Source organism: Streptomyces phyllanthi, from assembly GCF_009377205.1.
Lineage (GTDB): Bacteria > Actinomycetota > Actinomycetes > Streptomycetales > Streptomycetaceae > Streptomyces > Streptomyces phyllanthi.
The window spans coordinates 1-17,777 of record NZ_VJZE01000157.1 but is presented as its reverse complement, the minus strand read 5'-3'; the positions used below and the strand labels follow the sequence as shown (position 1 = coordinate 17,777).

The following is a 17,777-nucleotide window of genomic DNA, read 5'->3' as shown; positions in this document are numbered from 1 at the left end:
GGCCAGCCGGCCCCGTACGGCCAGCAGCCACCGCCGTACGGCCAACAGCCACCGGCGTACGGTCAGCAGCCCGCGTACGGTCAGCCCCCCGCCTACGGCCAGCCGTCCCCGTACGGGCAGCAGTACGGCTACCAGCCGCCCACCGCGCCCATGCACCCCCAGGCGGTCCCGGGTACGGGCGGCGGGCGGAAGCCCAACTCCCAGCTGGTCATCATCGTCGCGGCCGTAGCCGCCATCGCGCTGATCATCGGCGGTGGCGTCTGGTACGCCACCGTCGGCGGCAAGGACGACGGCGGAAAGAACGAGACCGCGAGCTCCAGCGGCGGCACGGGCGGCGAGGACGGCGGCAAGGGCGGTACCGACGGCGGCACCTCCGGCGGCGAGGGCGACGGCAAGGCCCAGGAGAAGGCGCCGTCCAGCACCAGCGCCGAGGTCCTGTTCCAGATCCCCGCGCCGGAGGTCAAGGGCCGCCAGATCGACAGCGTGCAGGGCTCCTGGCTGACCGACTCGGTGTACGTCAAGGCGGGCGTCTACAAGATCGTCGGCTATGACCCCGACAGCGGCAAGGCCTCCTGGACGCTCCCGCTCGACGGCCAGACCTGCGCGGCCTCCCGCGAGGTCACCGACGACGGCATAGCCGTGGTCGTGCACGAGGAGAAGAAGCGCAACAGCAAGGGCGAGCACCAGCCCTGCACCCAGGTCACCGCCTTCCAGGTGGACGACGGCAAGCAGCTGTGGTCGAGGACCGTCGAGATCAGCGGCTCGCCCGTGGCCTTCACCCAGGTCACCATCTCCGGTTCCACGGTCGCGGCCGGGGGCTACTACGGCGGCGCGGCCTTCGAGGCGAAGACCGGCAAGTCCCTGTGGGCGCCGAAGGTCAGCGAGTGCGTGGACATCGGCTACGCCGGCGGCCCCCAGCTGGTCGCGGTCCGCAAGTGCGGTGACTACGGCGACGAGTCGTACGAGGTGCAGCTCCTCGACCCGAAGACCGGCAGCAGCAAGTGGAGCTACAAGCTGCCCTCCGGTATCGACAACGCCAAGCTGATCTCCACCAAGCCGGTCGTCTTCGGCGTGGACTCGGGCGAGATCACCGCGTCCGGCGCCACCGACGTCTTCTCACTGGACGACGGCGGCAAGCTGCGCACGAAGATCACGCTCGCGGACGGCAAGTACAAGCACGACTGCGATGTCGGCAAGGTCTGGAACTGCAAGGGCATCACGGTCGGCAACGACAAGCTGTACGTCCCGACCAAGGACCACGACGGCACCGCCGAGTACAGCCAGACCAACGAGATCGTTTCCTTCTCGCTGGCCACCGGCAAGTCCACCGGTGACCGCATCGACGCGGGCGACGGGTACTCGGTGTTCCCGATCCGTATGGACGGGCCGAACATCCTCGCCTACAAGGACGGCCCGTACGACAAGGGCGCCCAGGTGGTCTCCGTCGACGGCTCCTCGCTGAAGGTCACCAAGCTCCTGGAGACCCCGGCCTCCGAGCAGGTGCTGAACGCGATCAGCGGCATGGTCCCGGAGACCTCCGAAATGCTGTACACCGGCGGACGGCTCTTCATGGGCAAGCAACTGGTCAGCAAGCCGTACTCCGCGGACGAGAAGGAGTACACGGCGCTCGGCTTCGGGGCGAAGTAATCCCACGCGCCCCACGAAATCCGTACCGAACGGCCCCGTCCCTGCTCAGGGGCGGGGCCGTGCACGTACACCTCATCACTCTCGAATGGGCGGGATTTCGATATTCCGGGGCACTTCTCCCGCATAGGGGAAGCGCAATGTCGAACAAGCGTGTAGCTTCCGGGGGCATGAAGAGCGGGGGACGCAGGGGGGATCTGTCCGAGGGGACCCATGGGCGGCCATAGTGGGGCATCCATTGGGGGGGACTGGGGGGTTGCTCGATGGGAGTGCGGCTCATGGTGGTCGACGACCACCGCCTGCTCGCCGAGGCACTGGCCTCGGCGCTGAAGCTGCGTGGGCACAGGGTGCTCGCCGCGGCGGCGCCCGCCGCCGGGGCGGCGGAGCTGGTGATCACACGGGCGCCTGAGGTGTGCCTGTTCGGCACGGCGGCACCCGCCGAGCCGGGGATCTTCGATCCGGTGGTCCGGATCAAACGAGAACGCCCGCAGGTGGCGGTGCTGGTCCTCGGCCCCGTCCCGAACCCGCGGGGCATAGCGGCCGCGTTCGCCGCGGGCGCCTCGGGCTACGTACGGCACGACGAGCGCATCGAGGGCGTCGAACGCGCGATCATGAAGGCGAGATCGGGCGAGGCGGCGGTGGCGCCGCAGCTGCTCCAGGGCGCCTTCAGCGAACTGCTCAACCCGGCCGCCCAGCCCGACGACGAGGGCCAGCGACTGCTCCAGATGCTGACCCCGCGCGAGGTCGAGGTCCTGGTCCGCGTGGCCGAGGGCGAGGACACCCGCCTGATCGCGTCCGGCATGGGCATAGCCCCCTCCACGGCCCGCACCCACGTCCAGAGGGTGCTGATGAAGCTGGGCGTGGGGTCGAGGCTGGAGGCAGCGGCCCTGGCGGCCCGCACGGGACTGCTGGACAGGGCGGGCCCGGTCCTGCGCCCCGGGGGAGCCGTGGACGCGACACCGGAGTGACCCTCGGCAGGGCCGAGGGACGCGCCCCAAAGGGGCGCGGGGAACTGCGCGCCCAGCCACGACGAACGCGCAGTTCCCCACCCGCATCAGGCCCCGAGCTCTCACCCGCCAACCCGGCGGAGCGAATCGGCGGAGCGAACCGGCGGAGCGGACCGTCAGCCGAGGGACAGCTTCGTGGTGGCCCACTCGCTGGAAGCGCTGATGACCGCGGTTCCTGTGCCGAGGGTGGTGGCACCGCCCTTGTAGAACTTGATGCTGCCGTCGCTCGCCAGGGCCCAGATGTCGGGGATGCCGTCGCCGGTGACGTCCGGCGAGCCGTGGATATGGGTCACGGGCATGGTGGTCGTGGGCCAGCCTTCGGCGTAGATCTCGTCGGCGCCCGTCTTGGAGTTCACCTCGGCGGACAGGGAGGCGATGGTGGAGCCGCCCGCGCTGTCCTTGACGCCGTAGCGGATGTAGAGACGGCTGGAGGAGCCGGAGCGCCAGACCAGGTCGGGAGCGCCGTCCTTGTCGTGGTCACCCACGGAGACCAGGTCGCGTGTCGCCCATGCGGTCGAGGCGATCTTGGTGACGGAGAGGAAGCTCGCGCCGGTGTAGCCGTCGAAGGCCCACAGCTCGCCCGCTCCTGCCGTGGCGAACAGGTCGACGCGGCCGTCCAGGTCGTAGTCGCCCACGATGATCTGGTCGAAGGTGGCCGGGTCCGGGGAACCGGACGGCAGGCGCACGGTCATGCGTCCGGCGGTGTCGACGCTGCCGTAGCCGTCGCCGGGGTAGACGTACAGCTTGCCGTCGGGCATGCGGGCGAACAGGTCGCCGAGGCCGTCGGCGCCGAGGGCGTCGCCGCCGTGGGCGATCAGCGCGGGCTTGCCGTCTTCACTCATCCAGTAGCCGGGTGCGTGGTCTTCGCCGTCCTGGTCGGGGTCGGTGAGCAGTCCGGTTCCGTCGTCGTGGGCGGCGGAGAGGCCGGAGTGCAGGTCGCCGGCTGTGCTGGAGGGGTACAGGGAGAGGTTTCCGGCCGAGCTGATGGTGAACAGGTCGGCGATGCCGTCGCCGGTGGCGTCGCCCGGCGCGTCGGCGGTGTCGCGGGGGGTGACGTAGAAGAGGTATTTCGTGCCGAGTGAGGTGTTGCCCGCGCTGTCCACGGCCCGTACGTAGAGGACGTTGGGGCCGGCGAAGGGCGGCTTGCGGTTCACCGTGGCGGAGGCACCCGCGCTGACGTTCACGGTGGTGTCGTAGCTGGTGGTGTTGAACGAGTACTGGAACTTGGTGATGTCGGTGTCTTCGTCGGGTGCGAAGGTGAAGTTTCCGGCGGTGCCGAACTTCACGGCCGACCAGATGGTGCCGTCTTCGTCGGCGGCGGGGAAGTCGGTGGAGGTGACGAGGGGTTCGTTGGGGACGGAGCTGTCGAAGACGAACCGGCACACGCCGGGATCCTTGGTGGGCGCGTACGGCGAGCCCGCACCGCTGGAGTCGAGCGCGCGCACCCGCCAGGAGTACTGGTGGCCGTTGGTGAAGGCGGATTTGGAGACGGTGGTGGAGGCCTTGCCGGCGCTGGTCACGGGGACGTTCTTGTCGAGGATTTTGTCGTCGCCGTAGCCGGTGCGCCACAGCTCGAAGTCGAGGTACTTCAGGTCCTGGCGGGTGGAGGTGTCGTCGGCGTCGGAGGAGGCGGCCGAGAACGTCACGTCGCGCTTGCCGACGTGGATGTACTCCTTGATGAGGTCGCATGTGCCGCCGGGTGCCTGGAGCAGCGAACTCGGCGTCTTCGGCTTGCGGTTGTAGACGAGGGTGAGTTTGGGTGCGCTCTCGCCCTCGGCGCGGAATTTCTTCCAGGCGTAGGCGGAGTCTTCGGTGGTGGCGCGCAGTCCGATCGTCATTTCTTTCCAGCCGCCGTCGGCGGCGTCCTGGGCGATCGACTTGGCGTCGTAGACGACGTTGGCGTCGGGGCAGGAGGAGTTGTAGCCGTGCGCGAAGGACTTGGTGCCGATCTCGGTCTTCCAGTCGGGCTGGTTGTTCCAGGTGGTCTTGGAGGAGATGCCTCCGGTGCGCCACAGCTGCATCTCACGGCCGGAGCACGACCAGGCGTACGTCTCGCGCAGCCGGATGGAGGCGGACGAGACGTGCGCGCCCTTGATGTTGGTGGACCAGCCGAGGCGGAAGAAGGAGCGGGACAGGCCCCAGGTGGTGGACTCGAAGCCGACGCGGGCCTCGGTGGTGCCGCTGTTGTAGTTGGCGCCGTCGTAGAAGCTGGAGCCGGGGTACTTCTTGTACGCGGTGGTCCAGTTCTTGGTCTTGCCGTAGATCGTGGGGTCGATGAAGACCGGGTAGACCGTGTCCTTGTCCGCCAGCAGGTCGGCGTCGGGGACGAGGGACAGGGCCGTGGAGCCGGTGCCGGGCTTGCTCAACTCGGCGTCGGCGAGGGCCAGATGGGTGCCGCCTTCGGGGCCCGCGAGACCCTTGAGGGCGAAGACCTCGTCGTCGGTGAGGGCGGTGCGGAGTGCGCCGGTGGCGGCGTATCCCGCGCGGGTGACCGCGCCGTCGGCCTTCTCGCTGCCGGCCCGCGCGCCGCGGCGGTACGCGGCCGGGTCGGCGGACGTCCCGTCCGTGTCCTCCGAGGCCGCCGTGGGCGCGTCGGTGTCCAGCCCGTCCTCGGGCACCGCGCTCTCCTCGCCGACCGGCTCGCCCGGCTCCTCGGAGTACGACGGTGTGGGGTCGGGGTCCTCCTCGGCCGGCTCGGGGTCGGCGCCCTCGGTGACGGCGTACGTTCCGGCGGAGTCCCACAGGTAGGGGGTGGGGGAGACGGCGATCTCCTCGCCGTCGCGGTTGCGTCCGGCGACGACCTTGGTGACCGGGTCGAGGTGGAAGGTCAGATCCGGTGAGGACAGTCCGTACGACAGCTTGGTGAGCGCGGGGTCGGCCGCGGCCTCGGCGCTGTGCACGATCAGCACGTGGCTGAAGCCGCTGGCCTGGGCCGTCAGCATCAGGTCGACGCCGTCGAACACGTTCCGGTACAGGGCGCTGGGCCCGCTGATCACGGGTGTGGGAAGCTCGCCCGGCCAGCTCAGGGTGACGTCGTGGTCGCCGCTGCTGAGGACGGCCAGCTCGGTGTAGTCCTCGGCGTCGGCGGCGGCTCGTACGGTGCGCCCGTCGTCGGCGACGGTGTACACGGCGCTGCGAACCCCGCCGGTACCGGCGCTGCGAACCCCGCCGGTACCGGCGCTGCCGGCCGACGCCTTGCGGGCCGGCGCACCCGAGCCGATCGGGCCGTCCCCGCCCGCCGAGAAGACCACTGGGTCCGCGGCCGCCTTCGGGGCCCACCCGCCGTCGGCCTTGACGAGCTCGGTGTCGACGGGCTTCCAGGTGCCGTTGACCTTCGCCCGTACGGGAGCGCCGTACGCGACCAGCTCGAAGCGGCCGTCGGGGCGGGCGTAGGTGGTGGAGGTCTCGTCGCGCAGCGCGGTGACCTCGACGCGCTTGCCGGAGGAGACCGCCTGCTCCAGTGCCGTGTCCTGGTCCACGGGCCGGGTGGCGGACTTCTTGGTCTCGGCCGGGGTGTCGGAGGAGTCCGGATCGTCGAGGAGGGGAACGGTGAGCAGCCCGAGACCGAGGGCGCCGGCGATCAGGGCGGCCACGCCTGCGCGGGCGCGTCTGGACGCGGGCATGCCGAAGCGACTTCGTTCCATGGTGCTGGGTCCCCTCCCCGTGGAATTCCCGAGAACCGAGAATCCTGTGAATCCCCTTTGAATCCCCTGCGCGGTCCGGGCGTGAGGCAGCACGGCCCAGGAAGGCGCGGACAGAGCATGACCCATGCACAGGGGATCGCGCCATGGATTCCGGGCTCTTTACCCGGAGGTCGTGCGTTGAACGGATCCGTACGGCCCGTTCGTACATCTACATGTACGAGGTCGCCGACAGAGAGCTGTGAGGGTGGGCCGGGTAGGGCGAAGTGGTTCATGGGGCATCAAATGCCCTGCATCATCGAGGACTTGACGCGCAGTTAGCCACCTTATGGCGTGATCGCCCGGAAATTATCATCTCCGGTTACTCTTGGGTAATACTCACCGGAAAACCTTTGATCCCCACTTCTCCATGGAATTGGGCAATTCGCGGCGTGAGCTAAATCACCGGCCTTCAATATCTTGTTGACTTTCGGTGAAGACCTGCCGGAGCATTCGTGCTCGTCAAATGCAGAGAGCGGGGGGGCCGCGCATGTGGGGATCGTCGTCGTGGTGCGGTCGGGGACGGTTCGCGGGAAATCGTGCCGAACGCCGGAGACGGGCGCGGGCGCGTGCCGGGGTGATCGGTGCTGTTGTGGTGGCGCTGTGTGTGGGTGTCGTACCGGCTGCCTCCGCGCTGCCGCCCGACGATGACCGCAGCGGCGTCGAGCTGGTCGATCTGCCCGACGCCGACAAGGCGGAGGGTGAGAACGGCGGGAATCTCGCCGAGCTGACCACCGCCGAGGCCGAGGACCCCCAGGAGTACGACCCGGCCAAGGTCACCGCCCCCGCGGGTGGCACGGTGACGGAGGACATCGCCGGCCTCACCCCCGGCGAGCTGGTGCCGATCAGCCAGGACGGTGTGGACCTCCCCGTCGAGGTCGGCGCCCCCGAGAGCGCCACCACGGCCGAGGCGGCCGCGCTGGAGGGTGCGTGGCAGGTCTCGCTCGCCGGCCAGAACGAGCTCGCCGACACGGCCATCGAGGGGATGGCGCTGACGGTCACCCCGCCGGCCGGGGCCACCGGCGACGCCGTGATCGCCCTCGACTACACGGACTTCTCCGAGCTGTACGGCGCCAACTGGGCCGACCGGCTCTCCTTCGTGCAGTACCCGTCCTGCTTTCTGACCACCCCGGACACCGAGGGCTGTTCTGAGCCCACCGAGGTTTCCACGGACAATGTGGTCGAGCAGACCGGCACCGACGGCGACGGCCAGGCGGTCTACGAACGCCGCATCCTCGCCACGATGGACGTCGAGGTCCTGGCGGCCGGCGGCACCTCCACCGAGTCCACCGACACGTCCACCGCGTCCTCCGCGTCCACCGCGTCCGCCTCGGACGAGGGCACGGTCGGCAACGCGCTGTACCGCGAGCAGCCCGAGGCACGCCTGGCGACCCTGGCCGCGGCCACCGCGGGCTCGGGTTCCTCGGTGCTGCTGGCCACCGACTCCGGCAGCGGCTCCAAGGGCGACTTCTCCGCGACCCCGCTGGTCAGCGCCGGTTCGTGGTCGGCGGGCGGCAACTCGGGCGGCTTCACCTACTCGTACACGCTGCAGACCCCGACCGTTCCCGGCGGGCCCTCGCCCGCCGTCTCCTTCGGTTACAACTCCCAGGGTGTGGACGGCCGTACGTCCGCGTCGAACAACCAGCCCTCCTGGATCGGTGACGGCTGGGAGTACAACGCGGGCTCGATCACCCGCACGTACAGGTCGTGCCGCGACGACCGGACGGACGGGAACAACACCAAGAAGACCAGTGACCAGTGCTGGGGTTCGTACAACGCGGTCATGACCCTGGGTGGCACCACGACCGAGCTGGTCCTGCCCGACGGCGCCGATCCCACGAGCGACAAGTGGGTCACGGCCAACGGCGACGGCTCGCGCGTCGAACTCATCAAGAACACCGACCTCGGCAACGGTGACGCGGACGGCGAGTACTGGCGTGTGACCACCCGGGACGGCACCCAGTACTACTTCGGCCGGCACAAGCTGCCCGGCTGGGCGAGCGGTGACCCGACCACGAACTCCGTGCTGTCCGCCCCCGTGGCCGGTAACCAGAGCGGTGAACCCTGCTATAAGTCGGGTGATTTCGCGGGTTCGTTCTGCGACCAGGCCTGGCGCTGGAACCTGGACTACGTCGTCGACACCGACGGCAACGCGATGACGATGTGGTGGGAGAGGGAGACCAACTACTACGCCAAGAACGAGAAGTTCAAGGCGTCGGTCGCCTACGACCGCGGCGGCTACCTGAAGAAGATCGAGTACGGCCTGCGCACCGGCGCCCTGTTCGGCACGCCGATCGCCAAGGTCACCTTCGACGTCGACGAGCGGTGCTTCAAGGAGGGCGAACTCGCCTGCACCGAGGAGAACTTCACCTCGGGCGACTTCGGCAAGAACCGCATCTGGTACGACACCCCGGCCGACCTGTACTGCGCCAAGGGCAAGGAGTGCTACGTCCCCGTCCCCACCTTCTGGTCGCGCAAGCGGCTCGCCCAGGTGACGACGTGGGCACAGCGCACCCAGGGCTCGACCGAGCTGTCGAAGGTGGACAGCTTCAAGCTCCAGCAGTCCCTGCCCGCGGACCTCACCGACGAGGGCGTCGCGCTGTGGCTGGAGTCGATCACCCGTACCGGCTACGACACCGAGGGTGAGGCCATCGCCCTGAACCCGGTGCGGTTCCTGGCCAACGCCCAGCCGATGCCGAACCGCGTCAAGGAAGGCGCGAACGACCCCAACCCCGCCTTCGACCGCCTCCGCATCACCCGGATCGTCAGCGAGTACGGCGGCGAGACCGACATCACGTACAAGGCGCCGGAGGGCGCCTGCAAGACGGGCAGCGGCTTCCCCGACGTGGAGGACAACACCGGTCTGTGCTTCCCGGTCTACTGGAACCCGGACCCGGACAAGGAGACCATCGACTGGTTCCACAAGTACGTCGTGGAGAAGGTCCAGGAACTGCCCGCCCTCACCGGCGTGGACCCGGTCACCACGGAGTACGACTACCTCGGCGGCGCGGCCTGGGCGCTGAACCAGGCGGAGTTCAGCAAGAAGAAGACGCGCACGTACGACCAGTGGCGCGGCTTCGCCCGGGTCCGCACGTACACGGGCGCCGACTCCTCGACCGCGTACATGTCCACCGAGAAGGGCATGACCGAGACCCGCTACTTCCGCGGCATGCACGGCGACAAGCTGCCGGGCGACGAGGGCACCCGCGAGGTCACGGTCACCGACTCCAACGGCTCGACGATCGCCCTGGACAAGGAGCCGTTTGCGGGCCGGGTCGCGGAGACGCTGACGTACACGAAGAAGGGCGGCTCGCTGCTGACCCGTGACGTCGACTACCCGACGGCCACGGTGCTGGCCACCCGTACCCGTTCCGGCGGCATCCCGGCGCTGAAGGCCTACCGGGTCCTGGACGACCACAGCATCTCGGTGACCAACTCCTCGGGCACCGGTGACGACAAACGCACCTGGCGCGTGCTGAAGACGTCCACCGAGTACGAGGACACGTACGGCCTGCCCGTCAAGGTCGAGTCGCTCGGCGACACCGACAAGGGCGGCGACGAGACGTGCACCGAGATGTCCTACGTCCACAACACGGACAAGCACCTGATCGGCCTGCCCAGGCAGACGCTGACGGTGGCCGGCACCTGCGGTGAGACGCCCACGGCGGAAGACTGGACGGACGGCTCACGGGTCGCCTACGACAACGGTGCCTACGGCGACACCCCCACCTCCGGCTCGGCCACCACCACCTGGGCCATCAGCGGCAGCGGCGGCAGCTGGACGCAGGACGGGAAGGTCGCCTACGACGACTACGGCCGCACCACGTCCACGACGGACGCGGCGGGCAACGTCGACAAGACCGCCTACACCCCGTCCACGGGCCAGGTGTACCAGGTCAAGACGACCAACGCCCTGAACCAGAGCGAGACGACGACGCTGGAGCCCGCCCGCGGTGTGTCCCTGAAGGAGACGGACGCCAACGGCCACACGACGACCTTCACCTACGACGCGCTGGGCCGCACCACGCAGGCCTGGGCCCCGACCAGGTCCACGTCCAAGTCGCCGTCGGCGAAGTTCACCTACGACACCACGATCGGCCAGCCGGTCTCGGTGACGACGGAGGCTTTGAAGGACAACGGCGACTACGAGGCCTCCACGGTCATCTACGACGGCCTGGGCCGCGAACGCCAGAAGCAGGAACCGGCGGTCGGCAAGGGCCGCCTGATCACGGACGTCCTCTACAGCGCGAACGGCACGATCGCGCAGACGAACAACGCGTACTACGACACGGGCAACCCGTCGACGACGCTGTTCGAGCTGGACTCGGACTACCAGGTCCCCAACGCCACCCTGTACTCGTACGACGGTCTGGGCCGCACGCTGACGGAGACGCCGTACCTGCACGGCACGGAGAGCACCGCCAAGCAGACGCGTTACGTCTACGGCGACGACTACTCCACGGTGATCCCGCCGACCGGCGGCGCGGTGCAGCGCAGCTTCTCCGACGCACAGGGCCGCACGGTCCGCGTGGACACGTTCACGGACGCGGCCCGTACGGAGTACCGCTCGACGCGCTACACGTACGACTGGCGCGGCGACCAGGTGAAGGCCGAGGACTCCGAAGGCAACACGTGGACCTGGCAGTACGACGCGCGCGGCCGACAGACCGAGGCGGTCGACCCGGACACCGGCACGACGACCACGAAGTACGACGTCCTGAACCGGCCGGAGACGGTCACCGACGAGAACGCGACGGTGTGGACGAAGTACGACGCGCTGTCCCGCCCGGTCGAGCAGCGTGAGAACTCCTCGACCGGCACGCTGCTGGCGTCCACGGAGTACGACACGCTGATCGGCGGCGTGGGCCTGCCGACCTCGCAGACCCGCTACACGGACGGGATGGCGTACACCACCTCGGTGTCCGGCTACACGGCCGACTACCAGCCGCTGGGCAAGCGCATCACGCTGCCCGAGTCGATCGCCACGTCGTACGGCCTGCAGAAGGAGTACGCCTACGGCTTCGAGTACTCGGAGTCGGGCCGGCTGGAGTCGGTGAACCTTCCGGCGGTCGGCACCTTCCCGGCCGAGAAGCTGGTGCTCCGCTACAACGAGGACGGCCTGCCGGTCTCGACCTCGGGCCAGGCCTGGTACACCGCCCAGACCTCCTACTCCCCCTACGGCCAGGTCCTGCGCACGGCCAGCGGCGAACAGCCCAACCGGGTGTGGAGCACGAACCTGTTCGACGAGGCGACGGGTGAGCTGCAGCGCAGCATCGTCGACCGCGAGTCGACGAGCGACACGACGGCGGTGACGGGCCACCGGGTCAACTCCCGCGCCTACGCCTACGACCCGGCGGGCAACGTCACCTCGATCGCGGACACCTCGAACTCGGTGACGGACCGCCAGTGCTTCACCTACGACGCGCTGGGCCAGCTGACGGAGGCATGGACGGCCCCCTCGGCCTGCACCGCTGCCGGGAAGACGGCGGCGGCGCCGAAGTACGAAGACGGCACGACGAACGTCACGGCCGCGAACGAGGGTTACTGGCAGTCGTACGAGTACGACGCGCTGGGCAACCGCAAGAAGCTGGTGGAGCACGACCCGGGCCTGGACACGTCCAAGGACGCCACCACGACGTACTCGTACGGCAAGGAGGACGGCACCCAGCCGCACACGCTGACGGGCATGTCCCAGACGTACAAGGCGGACTCGGGCGCGCAGGTCACCAAGGCGACGAAGCTGACGTACGACGACGCGGGCAACACGAAGACGCGCACGTACGACGGCTCCGAGCAGGCGCTGGACTGGACGTGGGACGGCCAGGTCGCCAAGATCACCGGCTTCGGCGAGAACGGTGCCGGGGCGTGGCTGGGCCTGGCGAACAAGTGCCTGGACCTGGCGGGCGCGTCGACGACGGCGGGCACGGCGCTGCAGCTGTACTCCTGCAACGGTTCCAAGGCGCAGAAGCTGCGGATCGACGCGCCGGCGGGGTCGTCGGATGCGTCGACGGGCGCGCTGAAGGTGCTGGGCAAGTGCGCGGTGCCGTCGGGCGGTGCCACGGCGAACGCCACGCCGGTGGTGATCGCGGACTGCACGGGCGCGGAGGGCCAGAAGTGGACGGCCACGGCCGAGGGCACGCTCAAGCACGTCTCCTCGGGCAAGTGCCTGGACGTCGGCAACTCCAACTCCGCGGACGGTACGGACCTGCAGCTGTACACCTGCAACAGCACGGCGGCGCAGTCGTGGACGCCGGACAAGGAGACCAAGTACGTCTACGGCGGTGACGGCGCCCGTCTGATGGCCATCTCGGCCACGGAGCGCACCCTGTATCTGGGCGAGGCGACGATCTCGCTGAACGCCAACAAGACGCCGGCGTACACGGAGCGCTACTACTCCCAGCCGGGTGCGCCGACGGTGATGCGGCATGCCCAGGGATCCTCGGCGGCGGAGCTGTCGGCACAGGTGGTGGACCAGAACGGCACGGCGTATGTGAACGTGGCGCTGACGTCCGGGAACCGGGTGAAGTTCTCCAAGACGGACCCGTTCGGCGTGGAGCGCTCCGAGAGCACAAGCTGGCGCTCGCACCGCAGTTACATCGGCGGCGATGACGACGCGTCGTCGGGCCTGGTGCATCTGGGGGCGCGGGAGTACGACCCGACCACGGGACGTTTCCTGTCGGCGGACCCGGTGCTGGACCTGGCGGACCCGGTCCAGATGAACGGCTACGTGTACTGCGAGAACAACCCGGTCACGTTCGCCGACCCGTCCGGCCTGGCCTCGGAGGGCGGCAACGGCGGTGACTACGGCGGTCCGTCGGCCTCGCAGGAGTCGTGGGCGAAGAAGACCCTGAACACGTCGATCGCTGATGTGATCATGTCGGTCGGCTGGGCCGCTTTGAAGGACTTCGTCGGCTGGAACGACCTGGTGGGCTGCTTCTCCCGGGGCGACCTGTGGGCGTGCGGCAGCATGGTCGTCGGCGCCATCCCGTGGACGAAGCTGGGCAAGATCCCGGGCGTGCTGAAGGCAGCGGCGAAGATCGCGAGCGCGGTCAGCGCCCTGCTGAAGGCCAAGGAGAAGGCCCGCAAGATCATCGAGATGGCCAAGAAGGCACGCGAACTCGCGCGCAAGGCCAAGGAAGCGAAGAAGCGGGCGGCGCAACGGGCCGCGCAGCTGAAGAAGAAGGCCAAGGAAGCGGCCACCCGGCAGGTCAAACGGGCGGCGCACAAGACCGGCAACGCGGTCCAGAAGATGCAGAAGGCCGTGGCGAAGAAGGCGGAGGCGAAGCCGCGGCAGACCAGGGCGAAGGAGGAGTCGTCCGGGGGCGGCGGCGGGAGCTGCTCCAAGGAAGAATCCAACAGTTTCACTCCTGGCACCAAGGTCCTGATGGCCGACGGCACCACGAAGCCCATCGAGAAGGTCGAGAACGGCGACAAGGTCCTGGCCACCGACCCGGAGACGGGCGAGACCAGCGTCGAGACGGTCACCGCCGAGATCAAGGGCGAGGGCGTCAAGCACCTGGTCAAGGTCACCATCGCCATCGGTGACGCAGAGAACGGCGACGAGAGAACCGCCGAGCTGACGGCCACCGACGGCCACCCGTTCTGGGTCCCGGAGTTGGGCGAGTGGATCGATGCCGAGGACTTGAAGGCGGGCCAGTGGCTGCGCACCAGCGCCGGCACGTACGTCCAGATCACGGCCATCGAGCGCTGGACGGCGACCTCGGCCACGGTCCACAACCTCACCGTCAGCGACCTGCACACGTACTATGTTGTGGCGGGCAGCGCCCCGGTCTTGGTCCACAACTGTGGAGCGAACACTGATGGGTATTACTACCGCGGTGTCGTCGAGGGGCACCATAGCTATGACACCGCTGCGCAAGGCCGTGCGGTGCCCCGCGGAACCAGCACGAACATGAACGTCCACTCGGGTGGAGATGGCACGGATACCATCTTCACGTCGTGGTCGGACGACTTCGAAACTGCCGAGTTCTTTGCCCAGAATCGGGGAGACGAGTGGATTGGGAGAGGTGTGATGCTGCGCATCAGGGTGGCAAGCATCGATCCCGCCATAGGGCCGTCGAGAAACATTCAGATCCACGACGGTCCATATGAAAGGTTCTTCGAAGACGAGCATCTCATCGTTGGTGAAATCCTGGCCGACGACATCAGCTTCGACTTCGGGCAAACCTGGACACCAGTCAGGCGGCGGTGAGGTGAACGAGGTATCCGCGAGTGAACTGCTCGCTGCATTCGAGTCCGACTCCGATGCCAGCATTCAGGCCAAGAATGCATTGCTTTCCGGAGCGCCTTTCGAGATCTGGCTCAAACCTCTTCCAGCGTCGATGCTTCGGGGCATCCTTCGCGGGAGGGTGGGAAGTCTGCAGCGGCGCGGTAAGCCGGTTGTCGGGATCACGGAATGCCTTGCGGGTCTTGCCGAAAAGGGCGAGCAGGGCGTTCTTGTTGCCAACGTGGACGATCGCGAACGAGGCGGATACCTCTTTCGTCTCTACCTTGATCCGCAACCGCTTAAAGTGGTCGCATGCATGGGGTTCGGCACCTCCTCCGAAGGTGACCCCATCGCCGGTCCCGAGTAACACCGCGGGTAGGGGAGCCTCACAGTGCCCCAGCGGCCCTACCGGATCTGTTTCCGGTGGGGCCGCTGGGTTTTTTTACGGCATGCCCGCGCGTCACGGGACCCCGCGCCTCCAGCCGCGGCCGCGAAAAAGAAGACCGGTAACCCGGTTCTAAAGAAGGCACAGGCCAAGGCCGCTCGGAGGTCTCCTCGGGTCACGGTTGGTCAGGAAGTGGACCAGTGCGGGCGAGACTGCGTACAAACTGACCGTCTCGGACCTCCATACGTACTATGTGGTGGCGGGTGCCACGCCGGTCCTGGTTCACAACTGTGGTGGTAATAGCGCCCCTTCAAGAACGACGTGGAGGGGCGATACAACCTCTCGGATGAGCTGGATGCGGCAGAAGCGAGAGGGGTACGTCCGGTAAGTCCAGGACAGGCCGGCTGGGAAGATGCACTTAACTCGGGGGTTGTGAAGTGGGTTGTCGACACCAACGAAGTGCTTCACGTGGTCCCTGCAACCGATGATGCGATCAAACACAGCATCATGACCAGAGGTGCTCCGGTACTTGCGGCAGGTGAGGCTGACGTGGCCGGTGCGGGCGGAATGTTCTTCGGGCTCCGAATTTCGAACCAAAGCGGCCACTACCTCCCCTGTAGATGCAGCATCAACGTCGGTATTGAGAAGTTCAGGCAAGCTGGCATCGAGTTCGCTTCCGGGAGCGTGGAACTTGTTGGGCCCTAGCGATGAGGAGATCCTCCACCTAGCGGAAATGGGAGAGGAGGCGCGAAGGGGTTGGTTGTTGACCCATCAGCCAGTGAACCCGGGTGATCGTTTCTACTGGTGGGAGACGCTCATGGAGGTCTCCCTGAGTCGGATGCGCGCAAGTGAACCGCTTAGTTCAATGTGGCGTGGGTATTCGTCATTGGCTGCGCAAGCGACAAATGAAGCGATAGAACTGGGGGTGATGCCTCCTTGGAAGGGGTGTATGCGCCTTGCTTTTCTGGTGTCCGAGTATGGGAGCTACCCGGGTAGTGACGTTCAAGTGGTCTTGCACCCTGATCAAGTAGCTGCGAACGCCCTTCGCCTGATTGAGAAGCCGTACGAGGAAATCGTGGAGGCTGTGGAGGGTTGGTCTTGTCGGCCCATCAGTGAAATTGCTGAGTTGCGCCGGGCGAAGAACATCATTCACGCCTTGGCAGCGATAGCCCCACATGTTCTCGATTCAGAACTTGGTAAGGAAATTGCCCGTTGGGTCGATGTCTGCGAGAGGCTGCCGTAGAAGGCGCCCGCACGCCGATGCGCTGGCATTCTGCCAACCGGCTCATCAAGCAACGCGCCTGGTGCGGCTAAGAAAGGACACTGAACCCAGGTCGGCCTTGTGGAGGAGCGTGGTAAAGCGCGGTTCGTGGCGCTGCGAATCCGGCCCGCCGGACGCGAGATCCGCAAGGCCGCCTGCGGCCCGGAAATGCCCGCGTGTTGGCTGCTGGCCGAATGGCCGGCTACCGCGCCTGAGCCGGTTCAGTTCTGGCTGTCCAACCTGCGGGATGGCACCGCGCTGACCACACTCGTGCGGCTGGCCAAGCTCCGCTGGCGCACCGAGCATGACTACCGCGAGATGAAACAGGCCCTGGGCTTGGCCCACTTCGAAGTTCCGCACCTGGAACGGGTGGCACCACCACGTCACCCTCGTCTCCGCCGCCCACGCCTTCTGCACACTCCCAGAGACTGGCCCCAACCCCATAAGAAACGGCGTCGGCCTGAGCCTGTACCAGGTCGTCCGCGATGGTTGGTGAAATCCTGGCCGACGATATCAGCTTCGATTTTCGGGTAAACCTGGTCACCCGTCAGGCGGCGATGAGATGAACGAAGTATCCGCGAGTGAACTGCTCGCCGCATTCGAGTCCGACTCCGAGACCGGCATTCAGGCCAAGAACGCGCTGCTTTCTGGAGCGCCTTTCAAGATCTGGCTCGAGCCCCTCTCGGCGTCGATGCTTCGGGGCATCCTTCGCAGGAGGGTGAGAAGCCTGCAGCGGCGTGGCAAGCCGGTTGTCGGGGTCACGGAATGCCTTGCGAGTCTTGCCGAAAGGGGCGAGCAGGGCCTTCTTGTGGCCTACGTGGACGATCGCGAACGAGCCGGATACCTCTTTCCCCTCTACCTCGATCCGCACCCGCTCAAAGTGGTCGCATGCATGGGTTCGGCACCTCCTCCGAAGGTGACCCCCTCGCCGGTCCCGAGTAACGCCGCGGGTAGGGGAGTCTCACCGTGCCCCAGCGGCCCCACCGGATCTGGTTCCGGTGGGGCCGCTGGGGTGTGTGACGGCAGGCGCGGGCCTCACCGCCGTCCATGCCCTGGAGGAGATGGGCGAGAGGGCTTGGGCTGGTGGTGAGTTCGCGAGGGGAACGTCGCGACGTTGAGGCCGCCGGAAAGCCGGACTGACCCTGTGTACTGCATCCAGAGTCACATGACGGAGTTCCCAGCCCATTCGGAGGTTTCCATCGATCTTGTGCGTCAGGCTGCCAAAGCGTTTCTGACTTCGGGAAGGGAGCGCCCCACCTGCGTTCAGTGGCAGATACTGGACTCCTGGCGACTTCGAGATGCTTGGGCTCGCGTGCATTCCCTGATGGGGATTGAGGGCGGGCACCGGGCTTCGCGTCCCGGTGCACGGGAAACTCTGCACTTCCAGTGAGCCGCGAAGTCGGAGGGGCGTGACTGGTGCGAGCGTGAGGAGTGAGTATGCGGCGAGTGTGGGGGACCGCTGCGTCGGTGGTGCTGTGCGCGTTGGTGACCGCGTGCGATGTGGCCAGCGGCGGCGGGGGTAGCAGGGATGACTTGGGTCTGAAGGCGGCGCCGCAGGCGAGTGCCAGCGCGG

Annotated in this window: 9 protein-coding genes and 1 pseudogene; 8 read left to right on the top strand and 2 right to left on the bottom strand. The window is 67.5% G+C overall.

The genetic code is table 11. From position 1 onward, the window contains the following. A partial coding sequence (locus FNH04_RS22145) for an outer membrane protein assembly factor BamB family protein (protein ID WP_228031558.1) occupies window positions 1-1,647 on the top strand: 1,647 nt, incomplete at its 5' end. A 260-nt stretch (window positions 1,648-1,907) separates the two neighbouring features. Then, window positions 1,908-2,612, top strand: a complete 705-nt coding sequence (locus FNH04_RS22140) for a helix-turn-helix transcriptional regulator (RefSeq protein WP_152786895.1) — start codon at window positions 1,908-1,910, stop codon at window positions 2,610-2,612. A 155-nt stretch (window positions 2,613-2,767) separates the two neighbouring features. On the opposite strand, the gene FNH04_RS22135 is transcribed toward FNH04_RS22140, so the two are convergent. Beyond that, a complete protein-coding gene (locus FNH04_RS22135) occupies window positions 2,768-6,295 on the bottom strand; it encodes an FG-GAP-like repeat-containing protein (RefSeq protein WP_152786893.1) in 3,528 nt (1,175 codons plus the stop codon). 613 nt (window positions 6,296-6,908) lie between these two features. On the opposite strand from FNH04_RS22135, the gene FNH04_RS22130 reads away from it, so the two are divergent. From FNH04_RS22130 to FNH04_RS47820, 5 genes and pseudogenes are all read left to right on the top strand, one after another. Further along, window positions 6,909-14,543, top strand: coding sequence for a ricin-type beta-trefoil lectin domain protein (locus tag FNH04_RS22130; RefSeq protein WP_322723514.1), 7,635 nt, complete (start codon window positions 6,909-6,911; stop codon window positions 14,541-14,543). A 1-nt stretch (window position 14,544) separates the two neighbouring features. Next, entirely contained in the window at window positions 14,545-14,925 is a 381-nt protein-coding gene (locus FNH04_RS22125; protein ID WP_152786889.1) for a hypothetical protein, read from the top strand. 199 nt (window positions 14,926-15,124) lie between these two features. Further along, window positions 15,125-15,331 (top strand): hypothetical protein, encoded by a 207-nt coding sequence (locus tag FNH04_RS49435; protein ID WP_152786887.1) that lies wholly within the window; start codon window positions 15,125-15,127, stop codon window positions 15,329-15,331. Between the two features lie 429 nt (window positions 15,332-15,760). Continuing rightward, on the top strand, window positions 15,761-16,186 hold the full coding sequence (locus tag FNH04_RS22115; protein WP_152786885.1) for a hypothetical protein: 426 nt from the start codon (window positions 15,761-15,763) through the stop codon (window positions 16,184-16,186). 105 nt (window positions 16,187-16,291) lie between these two features. Continuing rightward, window positions 16,292-16,700: pseudogene (locus tag FNH04_RS47820) on the top strand (transposase); the annotation flags it as partial. Between the two features lie 51 nt (window positions 16,701-16,751). Here FNH04_RS47820 and FNH04_RS22105 read toward each other — a convergent pair. After that, window positions 16,752-17,075: a hypothetical protein gene (locus tag FNH04_RS22105; RefSeq protein ID WP_152786883.1), complete on the bottom strand. Its 324-nt coding sequence runs from the start codon at window positions 17,073-17,075 to the stop codon at window positions 16,752-16,754. 243 nt (window positions 17,076-17,318) lie between these two features. Here FNH04_RS22105 and FNH04_RS49430 point away from each other — a divergent pair, with 243 nt between their 5' ends. Further along, window positions 17,319-17,594, top strand: a complete 276-nt coding sequence (locus FNH04_RS49430) for an Imm1 family immunity protein (RefSeq protein WP_152786881.1) — start codon at window positions 17,319-17,321, stop codon at window positions 17,592-17,594. The last annotated feature ends 183 nt before the right edge of the window (window positions 17,595-17,777 follow it).

Excerpts from the sequence above, each read along its gene's own strand:
- FNH04_RS22140 (WP_152786895.1), top strand. The coding sequence starts at position 1,908 with ATGGGAGTGCGGCTCATGGTGGTCGACGACCACCGCCTGCTCGCCGAG.
- FNH04_RS22135 (WP_152786893.1), bottom strand. The coding sequence starts at position 6,295 with ATGGAACGAAGTCGCTTCGGCATGCCCGCGTCCAGACGCGCCCGCGCA.
- FNH04_RS22115 (WP_152786885.1), top strand. The coding sequence starts at position 15,761 with ATGGAGGTCTCCCTGAGTCGGATGCGCGCAAGTGAACCGCTTAGTTCA.